The following is a 14108-nucleotide window of genomic DNA, read 5'->3' as shown; positions in this document are numbered from 1 at the left end:
CCGCCTTCGCTGGCAAGCCAGCTCCTACAAAGGGGTTGATGATCAGGCTTGCTTGAGTTTCAACAGCTTCTTGAGCAGTGGTCGGCCCAGCATCAACAAAAACACCGGCCCGCCCACTAAAAGATAGAAGTAATAGGTCACCGCCCGCCAGATCAGGATCGCCGCGGCCGCCGTGGATTTTCCCACCATGGGTGCCAACAGCGCCGCTGACGTCAGTTCTGCCGCCCCGGCCCCACCCGGTAACAGGCTGAACTGTCCTGCACTCAGTGACAGCATCTGGATCAGAAAGCTCCAGGCCCACTGCAAGTCCGCGCCAAGCCCTCGCAACGCCAGATACAGCACGCTGTAACGCAAGATCCAATGCAGGCAGGTCAAGGCAAACACCGTGATCAGCGTCTGGAAGGGCAGCTTCAGGGTGTCGGTAAACGCCGCCAGAAAGTGCAGGAGTTTTCGTGCCCAGCGCATACGCGTGGTGGATTGGACGTTGAAGCGATTGAGCAATCGGCCGCTCAGCCGAATCAGCAAGCGGTGATAGCGGGCCACCACGACACAACAGACCAGGCCGCCGAACATCGAGATGGCACTGACAATCAGCAGCCACTCCATGCGCTGGCTCAGGTGCTGGAACAGCGCATAAATCAGGATCGCGCCAAGCGCGCAAAGGAAAAACAACAGATCGCTCAACTGATCCATGGCAAACACGGCACTGCCTCTGGCCGGACGCACGCCGTTGCGCGCCAGCAATGCCATGATGGTCAGTGGTCCGCCGCTGCCGCCGGGGGTGGCGCAGTAGGCAAATTCGGCGGCCATCACCACGCCGAGACTTTTCACCGGGCTTACCTTTGCGCGCTGGTCCCCCAGCAACAGACGCAGGCGCAGGGTATTCACCACCCAGCACAGCAGGATCATGGCGAACATGACCAGCAGCCAACTCAGTGGAAAAGCGTTCAGTCGCGACCAGGTTTCGCTGCCGCCCAATAACCAGGGAATCAGCACTGCGGCGAACAGGCCGATCAGCAACACAATCCCGCGGCTCATGCGGCACGATCCCGGCGGTCGCCTTGCTGTGCCAGCCAGTGCGCCTTGGTCATTGGCACCCGGCCTTCATCGAGCAGGCGCATGAGGGTATTGAGCCAATAAGTACGCGAAAATTCGTGTCGCATATCCACCGGGTGCAAGCCAAGGCGAATGACCGGTGCCTGCCGCCAGCGTTGTTCGAGTTGATCGCTGACCAGTTTCGACAAGCCCCGGCGCCAGGCACTGCGCGCACTCCAGACCAATCCAGGCGCATTGACCGCTGTGAAGTCCGGCAGGCGATAGAGATGTTGTGCATCGCTGGTGTAAGCCAGGGGAAGTTGGCGCAAGGCCTGGCGCGTGCCTTCGCTCATCAGCCAGGCCGGAGCGACGAAGCCCTGCAGCGGCCATTGATAACGGTGGAACATGTCGATACCGGCGCGCAGACGGGCAAGGGCGGCCTCCCGGGACAGGTTGTAGAACTCACCTTCATGGGTATAGATCCGGCGCATGAACCAGTCTCGGGGATTGCTCGCCATCGGTCCGTCATCGCAATGAAAATAGCCGTGCAACGCCAGTTCATCGTCGTGGGCAAGCCGTTCGTCGAGCCGGTGGCGAAATTCCGGATGGGCTTGCAGGGCGTTGCACTTGTGGAAATCCGGCACCACCAGCCAGGTCATCGGCACAGTGCCGAGCGCGTCGACGGCTTCGACAAAGGGCTGGTAATCGACCCATGTTTGCGGCGCGACATCGTGCAGCACCAATAAAAGACTGGGCGCATTCATGGGCTCAACCATTGGCCGCCTGCGGCCATTGATTGCCGAGTACGGCGTGATAGTGGCCGAGCAAACTGTTGACCACGGTATCCCAGGCGTAATGCCGCTCGACATGGCGTCGTGCTTGCTGGCCGAGGGCTGCACTGCCCTGGCTGAACAGTCCGCGCACGGCACTGGCCATGGCCAGCGGATCGTTTGGCGCACACAACACGCCACATCGATCGTTGATGATTTCCTCAAACGCGCCGGCTGCCACGGCCACCACTGGGATGCCGCAGGCCATGGCCTCGAGGACCACCAGGCCAAAGGTTTCCTGATCGCCGGCATGCAGTAATGCATCGGCACTGGCCATCAGGCGGGCGACTTGCGCGACGGGCCGGAATTCATCGATGACGGTGACATTGCCCGGCACGGCGGTCGGCATCGACGAGCCCACCAGCAGCAGGTGATAGCGTCGGCCCAGGCGTTTCATGCAGTCGAGCAGGACCGGCAGGTTTTTTTCCTTGGAACCGCGCCCGGCGAAGATCAGCAGATGAGTGTTTTCGTCGAGACCCAGTTCGGCCCTCAGGCCGGGATCGCGTGCTTCGGGATGGAACGTTCGCAAGTCGACACCCAGGGGTTGCACGAAAACATTCTTGACCCCGAGGCCGGTCAGCTTGTCAGCCATGATCCGGCTCGGCGCCAGCACCCGGTCGAAGTTGCCGTAGAGCTTGCTGACATAAGCTTCGACGTTGGGGGTGAACCAGTTGCCCATGCGGTTGCTGACCAGCAGCGGCAGGTCCGAGTGATAAAAGCCAATCACCGGCACATCCAGTTGCCGGCGCGCATCCAGGGCGGCCCAGGCAGTGAGGTAAGGGTCGCCGACCTCGATCAGGTTGGGTTGCAGGTCGTGGAGGACATTGCGCCAGGGCGCGAGACGCAACGGAAAGCGATAACCTTTGCCGAAGGGCAGGGCGGGAGCAGGAACGGTGTAGATGCCATCCTGTTCGCCGAAGGATGGCCCGGGAATCAGTAAACTATGGCGAATGCCCGGCCTTGTGCACAGGCGATGATGTTTGGCGTCCAGATACGTGCGCACGCCACCGCTGGCAGGGGCGTAGAACATGGTTATGTCCGCGATATGCACGATGAACATCCCTCCGGTCCGTTGATCTCCTTGGTTGACCTTAATGAAGAATAGATGTTCGGCTGGGGTTTTGTGGGTGGGGTGTCAGCAAGGTTTTGCGGGGTTTTACAGACCGCATTCGCGAGCAGGCTCGCTCCCACATTAAACCGGGTAGTTCCTGAGAACGCGGTCAAATGTGGGAGCGAGCCTGCTCGCGAAGGGGCCAGCTCAGGCGCTAGATACGGAAACTGCCTACCAGTTGTTTAAGGCGCGCCGCCTGCTGCTCAAGATCGGCACAGGCACGCAGTGTCGATTGCAGGTTTTCCACACCCTCCTGGTTCAACGTGTTGATTTCAGTGATGTCGACGTTGATCGACTCCACCACAGCCGTCTGTTCCTCGGTCGCCGTGGCCACCGACTGGTTCATGCCGTCGATTTCACCGATGCGCTGGGTCACGCTGCTCAGGCGCTCCCCGGCAAGATTGGCGATTTCCACGCTGTCCTGGCTGTGGCGCTGGCTGTCGCTCATGGTGCTGACGGATTCTCGGGCGCCGACCTGCAGCTCCTCGATCATGGTCTGCACCTGTTGCGCCGACTCTTGCGTGCGGTGTGCCAGGTTACGCACTTCATCGGCCACCACTGCAAACCCGCGCCCGGCTTCGCCTGCCCGGGCCGCTTCAATGGCGGCGTTGAGTGCCAGCAGGTTGGTTTGTTGAGAGATGCTGGTGATCACTTCGAGAATCTGCCCGATGTTCACGGTTTTGCTGTTGAGCGATTCGATGTTGGTGCTGGAGGCGCTGAGCATGGTCGACAGCTGATTCATCGCGACAATGCTGCGATCCACCACTTGTTGGCCATCTTCTGCAAGGCTGCGGGCATCGCTGGCCTGATTCGAGGCTTGCGCGGCGTTGCGGGCGATTTCCTGGGCGGCAGCGCCGAGCTGGTTGATCGCCGCCGCCACGCTGCTGGTGCGCGAGGCTTGTTGGTCGGAGTTGAACATCGACGAGTTGGAAGCGGCCACTACCCGCAACGCCACTTCGTTGACTTGCCCGGTGGCGGAAGACACCTCGCGAATCGAGCCGTGGATGCGGTCGACGAAGCGGTTGAACGCAGTGGCGAGGATGCCGAACTCATCGTTGTTCACGATGGTCAGGCGTTTCGTCAGGTCGCCTTCGCCATCGGCAATGTCAGCCATGGCGCGGGTCATGATGTTCAGGGGCTGGATCAGGATGCGGATCAGCATGCCCAGCAGGGCGATGATGATCGCCACGGCAATAATGGTCGCAATGACTGCCGAGGTGCGGAAGTCGCTGAGCATCGAGAAGGCTTTTTCCTTATCGACGGACAGACCGATGTACCAGTTGACCGACGACAGCCCTTTGATCGGGGTGAAAGTCACGATGCGGGTTTTACCGTCAACCTGGATTTCGCTCATTTCGCTGCTGATGGCAGGCGTGTCCTGTGGGTAGACGTCCTTGAGCGTTTTCATCGCCAGTGCTTTGTCGGGGTGCACCAGGATCTTGCCGTCCGAGCTGACCAGGAAGGCATAACCCATTCCGTTGAAGTCCAGTGCGTTGAGGCTGTCGGCGATCACTTGCAAACTCAGGTCGCCGCCGACGACACCGATGTTTTGTCCGTCCTTGATGACACTGTTGACGATGGAAATCACCAGTTGGCCGGAAGCCAGATCCAGATAGGGCTCCGTCAAGGCCGAACCGCTGGTGCCTTGCGCGCTCTTGTACCAAGGGCGCGCGCGCGGGTCGTAGCCGTCGGGCATCTTGCTGTCCGGGCGAATGATGAATGAACCGTCCTTGCTGCCCAGGTAGGCGCCCATGAACGATGAAGTCACGGCTTTTTGTACCAGCAATTTGGAAACGTTGTCGGCGTCGGAATTCAGCGCAACGGATTGTGAAAGGTTTTCAATCAGCAAGCTGCGCCCGTTGAGCCAGGTCTGGATATTGTTGGCAGTGACTCTGCCCATTTCCTGCAGATAATTGTCCAGATTCTTGTGAATGGCGTTGCGCTGCAAATAGTCGTTGTACAGCGTGAACGAGGCAAAGGCAGCAATGACGATGAGGGCGGCGGCAAGCAGGATTTTATGGCTGAAACGTAGATTTTTGTTCATGGCTTGGGGTTCCGCTAAGGTCTTAATGCCCATCGCGTGCTTTTATAAAGGGACGCAATATGAGCAAGGTTGAAAGCAAGTGATATTTCCATCGCTCCTTAAGGGAAATGTCCGACCAGGTTGTGTCTGTCTGCTTTGTACTCATTCCTATCGGCCGTGCAGCACCAAAGATTAACCATGGGTGACCAAATGCCTGATTTATCGCAACTTGTTATCGGCGCCGACCTTTCAGGGCAGCCGATTGCCCAGGCCATGCGCCTGGCCAACCGTCACGGTTTGATTGCAGGCGCTACGGGGACCGGCAAGACGGTCACCTTGCAACGTATGGCCGAAGCCTTCAGCGATGCCGGCGTGGCGGTGTTCGCCGCCGATATAAAAGGTGACCTGTGTGGGCTGGGCGCCGCGGGAAACCCCCAGGGCAAGATCGCCGAGCGGATCGCCGGTATGCCGTGGCTGAACTACAAGCCGGCGGCGTATCCGGTGACGTTGTGGGACATACACGGTCAGTCCGGTCATCCGTTACGCACCACCTTGAGCGAAATGGGGCCATTGCTGCTCGGCAGCCTTCTGGAACTGACCGACAGTCAGCAATCGGCGCTGTACGCCGCCTTCAAGGTCGCGGACCGCGAAGGCCTGTTGCTGCTGGACCTCAAGGACCTCAAGGCACTGCTCAACCACCTCAAGGACAATCCGCAATTGCTGGGGGACGATGCGGCGCTGATGACCACCGGTTCCAGCCAGGCCCTGTTGCGGCGCCTGGCGACCCTTGAGCAGCAGGGCGCCGAGGCCCTGTTCGGCGAACCGGCGCTGCAACTCGAAGACATTCTGCAACCGACCGCCGAGGGGCGGGGGCGCATTCATTTGCTCGACGCCAGTCGTCTGGTACATGAGGCGCCGAAAGTCTACGCGACCTTTCTGCTGTGGCTGTTGGCCGAGCTGTTCGAGCAGTTGCCGGAACGTGGTGACGAGGACAAACCGTTGCTGGCGCTGATTTTCGACGAAGCGCATTTGTTATTCACCGGCACCCCCAAGGCGTTGCAGGATCGTCTGGAGCAGGTGGTGCGATTGATCCGCTCGAAAGGCGTGGGCGTGTATTTCGTCACCCAATCGCCGGGTGATTTGCCGGATGACGTGCTGGCACAGCTCGGGTTGCGCATCCAGCATGGCTTGCGCGCGTTCACCGCCAAGGAACAGAAATCCCTTCGGGCGGTGGCTGACGGCTTTCGGCCGAACCCGGCGTTCGATGCCTTGTCGGTTCTGACTGAACTCGGTATCGGTGAAGCATTAGTCGGCACCTTGCAGGACAAAGGCACGCCGGAGATGGTCCAGCGGGTGTTGGTGGCACCGCCGCAATCACGGATCGGACCGTTGACCGAGACCGAGCGCACGGTGCTGATCGCCGGTTCGCCGTTCAAGGGGCGATATGACAAACCGATCGATCGTGAGTCGGCATACGAAGTGCTGATGGGGCGCAAGGGGCTGGCGCCGGAGCCCGACGCGGCGCCAGGCAAACCGGCACCGCAAGAGCCGAGTTTCACCGAGCAGGCCGGGGAGTTTCTCGGTACGGCGGCCGGGCAGGCACTGAAATCGGCGATGCGCCAGGCGGCGAACCAATTGGGACGGCAGTTGGTGCGGGGGTTAATGGGATCTTTACTGGGTGGCAGCAAACGCCGATAGCGTAAAAACTGTGGGAGCGAGCCTGCTCGCGATGGCGGTCTGCTATTCAACGAATATGTTGACTGATAGTCCGCTTTCGTCGGAACGCCGCCCGGAGCCGGCTCGCTCCCACAGGGGGGGCTGTGTCAGGATTTGGGTCTGGCATGCGCCGCCAACCGCTCCAGCGCGGCCCGCAAATTCGGATCGCTGATGCCATCGGCCGTGGCCTGAATGGTCGCCGCCGCATCGTTGGACAAATCCATGGTATGCCCGGCCGCGCCTTGCCGAACGGTGGGCGGCTGCACTTTGAACAGGATTCGCGTGAGGTTGGCGAACTCGTCGAACATTTGCAGTTGCCGTTGCAGGCGCTTTTGCTGGTAGCGCAGGCGGGTGGCCCAATGACCGTCGGTGACAATCAGCAATAAACTGCCTTCGCGCCACGACGCCACATGGCAGTGTTCGCGAGCGGCGGGCTGCAATTGGCTTTCCAGCAGGCGTTGCAGATGGCCCAGGCGTTGGGCATGGCCGAGTATGGCTTTGAGCGGCTTGGCTTCGCGAAGCAGGACGGCGGGTGCTCTGGCCGTAAGAGGGCGAAATGCCATGATCAGACACCTGAAGTAACAGAGCCGCCATGGTAGCAGAAAGCACTGGATGCGCCCGACCCATTGCTTTGCGCGCGCTTTACCCATTAAATCAACGAGTAGCTTCTGCCCTGTATGGCTTGAAGTTCAGCAATTTGCCCCTATTTTAAGTGAGCCCCGTCAAAGCGCTGTGCCAGCATCGTGGAATAACGCCACTTTCCTCACCATCGTTTCCGGGTAGAATGCTCGTTCGCATGCGGCCATGAGGGCTGCTCGGGCGACTCACGGGGCCGCCCTCCATCCCTTTAGTGTGGAAGATCCTGCCGATATGTTTGCGCCTTTGTTAAAGAAACTTTTTGGAAGCAAGAACGAGCGTGAAGTCAAACGCATGCTCAAGACGGTGCAACTCGTCAATGCCTTCGAAGAGCAAATGGTGGCCCTTTCGGACGATCAATTGCGTGCCAAGACAGATGAGTTCAAGGCCCGCATCGCCAAAGGGGAAAGCCTCGACAAGCTCCTGCCAGAAGCCTTTGCGGTCGCCCGTGAAGCGGGCAAGCGCGTCATGGGAATGCGCCACTTCGATGTCCAGCTGATCGGTGGCATGACCTTGCATGAAGGCCGGATCGCCGAAATGCGTACCGGTGAAGGCAAGACCCTGGTGGGAACACTGGGTGTTTACCTCAACGCGCTGTCCGGCAAGGGCGTGCACGTGGTCACGGTGAACGACTACCTGGCCCGCCGTGACGCCAACTGGATGCGTCCGCTCTACGAGTTCCTCGGCCTGACGGTCGGTGTGGTCACTCCATTCCAGCCGCCGGAAGAGAAACGTGCAGCCTACGCTGCCGATATCACCTACGGCACCAACAACGAATTCGGTTTCGACTACCTGCGCGACAACATGGCGTTCAGCATGGAAGAAAAATTCCAGCGCGAACTCAATTTTGCCGTGATCGACGAAGTCGACTCCATCCTCATCGACGAAGCCCGTACTCCGCTGATCATTTCCGGTCAGGCCGAGGACAGCTCCAAGCTGTACATCGAGATCAACAAGCTGATCCCGCAGCTGGAGTTGCACGTCGAAGAAGTGGAAGGCGAAGTCACCAAGGCCGGCCACTACACCGTCGACGAGAAGACCCGCCAGGTCGAGCTCAACGAAGCCGGTCACCAGTTCGTCGAAGACGCTCTGACCCGTCTCGGCCTGCTGGCTGAAGGCGAGAGCCTGTACTCGGCACACAACCTGAGCCTGCTGACTCACGTTTACGCCGGCCTGCGCGCGCACAAGCTGTTCCATCGCAATGTCGAGTACATCGTGCAGGACGGTCAGGTCGTACTGGTCGACGAACACACCGGTCGTACCATGCCGGGCCGTCGTTTGTCCGAAGGTCTGCACCAGGCCATCGAAGCCAAGGAACACCTGAACATCCAGGCCGAGAGCCAGACCCTGGCATCGACCACGTTCCAGAACTACTTCCGTCTGTACGAAAAGCTGTCCGGCATGACCGGTACGGCTGACACCGAAGCGTTCGAATTCCATCAGATCTACGGCCTGCCGGTCATCGTTATTCCGACCAACAAGCCGTTGGCTCGTAAGGACTACAACGACCTGGTGTTCCTGACCGCCGACGAGAAATACGCGGCGATCGTCAATGACATCAAGGAAAGCATGGCCGCTGGCCGCCCGGTGCTGGTGGGTACTGCCACCATCGAAACGTCCGAGCACATGTCCAGCCTGCTCGTTAAGGAAGGCATCGAACACAAGGTTCTGAACGCCAAGTTCCACGAAAAAGAAGCCGAGATCATCGCCCAGGCCGGTCGTCCGGGTGCGCTGACCATCGCTACCAACATGGCCGGTCGTGGTACCGACATCCTGTTGGGCGGTAACTGGGAGGTGGAAGTCGCTTCGCTGGAAAACCCGACCCCTGAGCAGATTGCCCAGATCAAGGCCGACTGGCAGAAACGTCACCAGCAAGTGCTCGAATCGGGCGGTTTGCAGGTGATCGCTTCCGAGCGTCACGAATCGCGCCGTATCGACAACCAGTTGCGTGGTCGTGCCGGTCGCCAGGGTGACGCCGGTTCCAGCCGTTTCTACCTGTCGCTGGAAGACAGCCTGATGCGCATCTTCGCCTCTGATCGGGTGAAGAACTTCATGAAGGCCCTGGGCATGCAGCCTGGCGAAGCGATCGAGCACCGCATGGTGACCAACGCCATCGAAAAAGCCCAGCGCAAGGTTGAAGGCCGCAACTTCGACATTCGTAAGCAACTGCTCGAGTTCGACGACGTCAACAACGAACAGCGTAAAGTGATCTATCACATGCGTAACACGTTGCTGGCCGCTGACAACATCGGTGAGACCATCGCCGATTTCCGTCAGGACGTGCTCAACGCAACTGTCAGTGCGCACATTCCGCCGCAATCGCTGCCTGAGCAGTGGGACGTGGCCGGTCTGGAAGCCGCGTTGCAGAGCGACTTTGGTGTGGCGCTGCCGATCCAGCAATGGCTCGACGAAGACGATCACCTGTACGAAGAAACCCTGCGCGAGAAATTGATGCAGGAGCTCGTGGCGGCGTACAACGAGAAAGAAGACCAGGCGGGTGCCGAAGCGCTGCGCACCTTCGAGAAGCAAATCGTTCTGCGCGTTCTGGACGACCTGTGGAAAGACCACCTGTCGACCATGGACCACCTGCGTCACGGCATCCACTTGCGTGGCTATGCCCAGAAGAACCCGAAGCAGGAATACAAGCGCGAGTCGTTCACGCTGTTCTCCGAGCTGCTGGATTCGATCAAGCGCGATTCGATCCGTGTGCTGTCGCACGTTCAGGTGCGCCGCGAAGATCCGGCCGAAGAAGAGGCGCGCCTGCGCCAGGAAGCCGAAGCACTGGCCGCGCGCATGCAGTTCCTGCACGAAGAAGCCCCTGGGCTGGAGCAGCCGGAAGCATTGGGCGAAGAGGTCGATGTGGCCCTCGCCGCCGCACCGGTTCGCAATGAGCAGAAGCTAGGCCGCAACGAGCTGTGCTACTGCGGTTCGGGCAAGAAGTTCAAGCATTGCCACGGGCAGATCCAGTAAAACCCGTTTCATACGCTGAAATACCCGCGCCGCGACCGGCTCCTGCCGTCGCGGCGTTTTACCATTCAAACCACCGCTCTTGCTGAAGCGGTGCAGACATCATCTATAAAGGAGCGCATTCATGGCTGTTGGTCTTGGTCCTTTGCCAACGTTGCACCCGGTTGCCGGTTTTGAACTCGGTATCGCCTCGGCCGGTATCAAGCGCCCGGGGCGCAAGGATGTCGTGGTCATGCGCTGTGCCGAAGGTTCCACAGTTGCTGGCGTGTTCACCCTGAACGCCTTTTGCGCCGCTCCGGTGATCCTGGCCAAGCAGCGTGTGCAAGGCCCGGTGCGTTATCTGCTGACCAACACCGGCAATGCCAACGCCGGTACCGGCGAACCAGGCCTGGCCGCCGCCGAGCGCACCTGCGCCAAACTGGCTGAACTGACCGGCGTGGACGCCAGCCTGGTGCTGCCGTACTCCACGGGTGTTATCGGCGAGCCGCTGCCGGTCGAGAAAATCGAAGGCGCGCTGCAAGCAGCCCTCGACGACCTGTCGGTCAACAACTGGGAAGCGGCCGCCACTGGCATCATGACCACCGACACCCTGCCCAAGGGCGCCAGCCGCCAGTTCCAGCATGAGGGCGTGACCATCACCGTCACCGGTATCAGCAAGGGCGCGGGCATGATCCGTCCGAACATGGCAACCATGCTCGGTTACATTGCAACTGATGCCAAAGTCTCCCGTGACGTGCTGCAAAACCTGTTGCTGGATGGCGCCAACAAGTCGTTCAACCGCATCACCATCGACGGCGACACCTCGACCAACGACTGCTGCATGTTGATCGCCACCGGTCAGGCTGCCCTGCCGGAAATCACCCGTGCCGAAGGCGAGCTGTTCGCCAAGCTCAAGCAAGCGGTGTTCGAGGTGTGCATGGACGTGGCCCAGGCCATTGTTCGCGATGGCGAAGGCGCGACCAAGTTCGTCACCGTTGAAGTCAATGGCGGCGGCAATCACCAGGAGTGCCTGGACGTCGGTTACACCGTAGCCCACTCGCCGCTGATCAAGACCGCACTGTTCGCTTCCGACCCGAACTGGGGCCGCATCCTGGCCGCCGTTGGCCGTGCCGGCGTACCGAACCTGGACGTGAGCAAGATCGATGTGTTCCTCGGCGAAGTGTGCATCGCCAGCCGTGGTGCCCGCGCCGCGACTTACACCGAAGCCCAGGGCGCAGCGGTGATGCAGCAGGAAGAAATCACCATCCGTATCGAACTGGGCCGTGGCGATTGCAGCGAAACCATCTGGACCACCGACCTGTCCCACGAATACGTGAAGATCAACGCCGAGTACCGTACGTAAGACCGCGTCGATCCCATCGCGGGCAAGCCCGCTCCCACAGGCTCAGTGGCGTACACAAATGTTGTGTTCAGCGCGGTCACTGTGGGAGCGGGCTTGCCCGCGATGACGGATGACCAGACGCTAAAGATTTTGGCCTGTCCACCTCATCAAAAGGTCCCGAACATGAGCCTGCACCTGATCATCGGCGACAAACTGCTTTCCTCCTGGTCCCTGCGTGGCGCCCTGGCCCTCGATCTGACTGGCGCTGCCTATACCGAAGAACTGATCAAGCTTAACCAAGCGGATACCCGCGAGCGCCTGCTCAAGCATTCGCCGACCGGCAAAGTCCCGCTGTTGAAGACCGAACACGGCACCATCGCCGACTCTTTGGCGATTGCCGAGTACCTGGCGGAACAATTTCCCGACGCACAGCTGTGGCCCAAGGACATCGCGGCCCGTGCCCAAGCGCGTTCGGCGTGTGCGCAGATGCACAGCGGCTTTTTCGCCATGCGCGGTAACATGCCGTTCGACCTGAGCCACGACGCACCGCTGGCGCCGGTCCCGGCGGATGTTCAGGCCGATATCGAGCGTATGTCGGCGTTGTGGGCCGAGTGCCGCGCCGCAGCCACCGAAACCGGTCCGTATCTGTTCGGTCGTGTATCGCTGGCCGACGTCTTCTTTGCACCGATTGCCGTGCGTCTGCGTACCTATCAGGTGAAGTTGCCCGCGATCGACGAAGCCTATATTGAAACCCTCTACCAATGGCCGGCATTCAAGGCCTGGCAGAAGGCCGGACTGGAGGAAATCGAGCGGTGAAACGAGTACACGTAGCGGCTGCCGTTATCCGTGACAATAGCGGCAAGATTCTCATCGCCCGCCGTGCCGACACACAGCATCAGGGTGGTCTGTGGGAGTTTCCTGGTGGCAAGGTCGAGACCGATGAATCGGTAGAAAACGCACTGACCCGGGAGCTGCAGGAAGAACTGGGTATTACGGTCAGTGCCGCGCGCCCGTTGATCAAGGTCCGCCACGATTACCCGGACAAGCAGGTGTTGCTGGATGTCTGGGAAGTCTCGGCGTTTACTGGCGAACCTCACGGTGCCGAAGGACAGCCATTGGCCTGGGTGTCGGCGCGTGACCTGTCGGGTTATGAGTTCCCCGAGGCCAACCGGCCAATCGTTGCGGCTGCACGTTTGCCTGAGCAGTACCTGATCACTCCCGAAAACCTGGAAACCCCGGCCTTGTTGCGGGGAATTCAGAAAGCCATCGCCGGCGGTATCAAGCTGATCCAGCTGCGCGCGCCGAACGGTTACGACCCCAAGTACCGCGATCTGGCGGTGGATGCAGTGGGCCTGTGTGCCGGCAAGGCGCAGCTGATGATCAAGGGGCCGTTCGAGTGGCTGGGCGATTTCCCGTCCGCGGGCTGGCACATCACTTCGGCACAGTTGCGCAAATACGCGGCCGCCGGTCGACCGTTGCCCGCATCGCGCTGGTTGGCAGCGTCCTGTCATGACGCCGAGGAACTGGCGCTGGCCGAGGAGATGGGCGTGGACTTCGTGACCTTGTCGCCGGTGCAGCCGACCCTGACGCATCCGGGGGCTCAGCCACTGGGTTGGGAGCAGGCTTCGAGCTTGATCGAGGGGTTCAGCAAGCCGGTGTTCCTGTTGGGTGGTGTAGGTCCGGCAGAGGTCCAGAAGGCTTGGGCGGCAGGTGCTCAGGGTGTGGCGGGGATTCGGGCGTTCTGGCCTGATCCTCTGGTGTAACTACTGGCCCCATCGCGGGCAAGCCTTGCTCCCACAGGTTTTGCATCGTCTATCAATGTGGTGGGCAACACAAAACCTGTGGGAGCAAGGCTTGCCCGCGATGGCGTCCTGAAGAACGACCACTAAGCCTGAGGTTTCACCGCCGGCTGCCACAAAATCTCCGCAACCCCCTGGCGCCTGGCAATCACCCGCGCCACGACAAACAACAAATCCGACAACCGATTGATGTACGCCAAACCCACTCCGGCCAACGGTTCCAGCGCATTCAGTTGTTGGCAGCGGCGTTCGGCACCGCGTGCCAGGCTGCGGCAGACGTGAGCCTGGGCAATCAGCGGCGAACCCCCCGGCAGAATGAAATTCTCCAGTGGGCCCAGTTCTTCATTCCACACATCGATCGCTGTTTCCAGGCGTTCGATCTCTGCGGTGTTCAATGCCTGATACTCCGGCATCGCCAGTTCGCCGCCGAGGTCGAACAGCCGATGCTGACAAGGTGCCAATACCTCGATCACTTCCCTCAGCCCCGGATGCGCGGCGCTTTCTGCCGCCAGCCCGGCCAGCAGTACACCGACCTGACTGTTCAGCGTATCGACCTCGCCGATGGCCTCGATCCGCGGGTGATCCTTGGGCACGCGGCGACCGTCGCCCAGGCCGGTTTCGCCTTTGTCGCCGGTGCGGGTGTAAATCTTCGACAAGCGAAAGCCCATGA

General features: G+C 60.4%; 11 protein-coding genes and 1 pseudogene. 5 read left to right on the top strand and 7 right to left on the bottom strand.

The genetic code is table 11. From position 1 onward, the window contains the following. Window positions 1-42: 42 nt before the first annotated feature. The 5 genes and pseudogenes from gpgF to GPL81_RS31945 all read right to left on the bottom strand — a co-directional run. The gene (gene gpgF, locus GPL81_RS07755) at window positions 43-1038 is read right to left on the bottom strand and encodes a glucosaminyl phosphatidylglycerol flippase (RefSeq protein ID WP_160106286.1); all 996 of its coding nucleotides are present in this window, start codon (window positions 1036-1038) and stop codon (window positions 43-45) included. Then, the gene (gene gpgD, locus GPL81_RS07750) at window positions 1035-1811 is read right to left on the bottom strand and encodes an N-acetylglucosaminyl phosphatidylglycerol deacetylase (RefSeq protein ID WP_160106285.1); all 777 of its coding nucleotides are present in this window, start codon (window positions 1809-1811) and stop codon (window positions 1035-1037) included. The genes gpgF and gpgD overlap by 4 nt, the downstream gene beginning before the upstream one ends. After that, entirely contained in the window at window positions 1804-2925 is a 1122-nt protein-coding gene (gpgS, locus tag GPL81_RS07745) for an N-acetylglucosaminyl phosphatidylglycerol synthase (RefSeq protein ID WP_160106284.1), read from the bottom strand. The genes gpgD and gpgS overlap by 8 nt, the downstream gene beginning before the upstream one ends. A gap of 205 nt (window positions 2926-3130) precedes the next feature. Continuing rightward, window positions 3131-3895 (bottom strand): methyl-accepting chemotaxis protein, encoded by a 765-nt coding sequence (locus GPL81_RS31950; protein ID WP_425502544.1) that lies wholly within the window; start codon window positions 3893-3895, stop codon window positions 3131-3133. Window positions 3896-3988: 93 nt separating this feature from the next. After that, window positions 3989-4876, bottom strand: a pseudogene (locus tag GPL81_RS31945) (HAMP domain-containing protein); the annotation flags it as partial. Window positions 4877-5209: 333 nt separating this feature from the next. Here GPL81_RS31945 and GPL81_RS07735 point away from each other — a divergent pair. After that, window positions 5210-6697: a helicase HerA-like domain-containing protein gene (locus GPL81_RS07735; protein ID WP_160106282.1), complete on the top strand. Its 1488-nt coding sequence runs from the start codon at window positions 5210-5212 to the stop codon at window positions 6695-6697. A gap of 125 nt (window positions 6698-6822) precedes the next feature. On the opposite strand, the gene GPL81_RS07730 is transcribed toward GPL81_RS07735, so the two are convergent. Further along, window positions 6823-7278: a DUF721 domain-containing protein gene (locus GPL81_RS07730; RefSeq protein ID WP_160106281.1), complete on the bottom strand. Its 456-nt coding sequence runs from the start codon at window positions 7276-7278 to the stop codon at window positions 6823-6825. A 307-nt stretch (window positions 7279-7585) separates the two neighbouring features. Between GPL81_RS07730 and secA the strand changes: the two genes are divergently transcribed. The 4 genes from secA to GPL81_RS07710 all read left to right on the top strand — a co-directional run bounded on the left by secA (window position 7586) and on the right by GPL81_RS07710 (window position 13402). Then, entirely contained in the window at window positions 7586-10321 is a 2736-nt protein-coding gene (gene secA, locus GPL81_RS07725) for a preprotein translocase subunit SecA (RefSeq protein WP_160106280.1), read from the top strand. A gap of 121 nt (window positions 10322-10442) precedes the next feature. Further along, window positions 10443-11660 carry a bifunctional glutamate N-acetyltransferase/amino-acid acetyltransferase ArgJ gene (argJ, locus tag GPL81_RS07720; protein WP_160106279.1) on the top strand — a complete coding sequence of 406 codons (1218 nt, stop codon included), beginning with the start codon at window positions 10443-10445 and terminating at the stop codon, window positions 11658-11660. 162 nt (window positions 11661-11822) lie between these two features. After that, entirely contained in the window at window positions 11823-12455 is a 633-nt protein-coding gene (locus tag GPL81_RS07715) for a glutathione S-transferase family protein (RefSeq protein ID WP_160106278.1), read from the top strand. Next, complete coding sequence (locus GPL81_RS07710; RefSeq protein WP_160106276.1) at window positions 12452-13402, top strand: Nudix family hydrolase; 951 nt, start codon at window positions 12452-12454, stop codon at window positions 13400-13402. Before GPL81_RS07715 ends, GPL81_RS07710 begins: the two co-directional genes overlap by 4 nt. A gap of 122 nt (window positions 13403-13524) precedes the next feature. Here GPL81_RS07710 and GPL81_RS07705 read toward each other — a convergent pair whose 3' ends face one another. Further along, window positions 13525-14106: a cob(I)yrinic acid a,c-diamide adenosyltransferase gene (locus tag GPL81_RS07705; protein WP_160106274.1), complete on the bottom strand. Its 582-nt coding sequence runs from the start codon at window positions 14104-14106 to the stop codon at window positions 13525-13527. Between the last annotated feature and the right edge of the window lie 2 nt (window positions 14107-14108).

The organism is Pseudomonas izuensis (assembly GCF_009861505.1).
Lineage (GTDB): Bacteria > Pseudomonadota > Gammaproteobacteria > Pseudomonadales > Pseudomonadaceae > Aquipseudomonas > Aquipseudomonas izuensis.
This window is presented reverse-complemented; position numbering and strand designations above follow the sequence as displayed.

What these genes read in the sequence shown, in the direction of transcription:
- gpgF (WP_160106286.1), bottom strand. Translation starts at nt 1,038, where the DNA reads ATGAGCCGCGGGATTGTGTTGCTGATCGGCCTGTTCGCCGCAGTGCTG.
- GPL81_RS07705 (WP_160106274.1), bottom strand. Translation starts at nt 14,106, where the DNA reads ATGGGCTTTCGCTTGTCGAAGATTTACACCCGCACCGGCGACAAAGGC.
- secA (WP_160106280.1), top strand. Translation starts at nt 7,586, where the DNA reads ATGTTTGCGCCTTTGTTAAAGAAACTTTTTGGAAGCAAGAACGAGCGT.
- GPL81_RS31950 (WP_425502544.1), bottom strand. Translation starts at nt 3,895, where the DNA reads ATGTTCAACTCCGACCAACAAGCCTCGCGCACCAGCAGCGTGGCGGCG.
- gpgS (WP_160106284.1), bottom strand. Translation starts at nt 2,925, where the DNA reads ATGTTCATCGTGCATATCGCGGACATAACCATGTTCTACGCCCCTGCC.
- argJ (WP_160106279.1), top strand. Translation starts at nt 10,443, where the DNA reads ATGGCTGTTGGTCTTGGTCCTTTGCCAACGTTGCACCCGGTTGCCGGT.
- GPL81_RS07715 (WP_160106278.1), top strand. Translation starts at nt 11,823, where the DNA reads ATGAGCCTGCACCTGATCATCGGCGACAAACTGCTTTCCTCCTGGTCC.
- gpgD (WP_160106285.1), bottom strand. Translation starts at nt 1,811, where the DNA reads ATGGTTGAGCCCATGAATGCGCCCAGTCTTTTATTGGTGCTGCACGAT.
- GPL81_RS07730 (WP_160106281.1), bottom strand. Translation starts at nt 7,278, where the DNA reads ATGGCATTTCGCCCTCTTACGGCCAGAGCACCCGCCGTCCTGCTTCGC.
- GPL81_RS07735 (WP_160106282.1), top strand. Translation starts at nt 5,210, where the DNA reads ATGCCTGATTTATCGCAACTTGTTATCGGCGCCGACCTTTCAGGGCAG.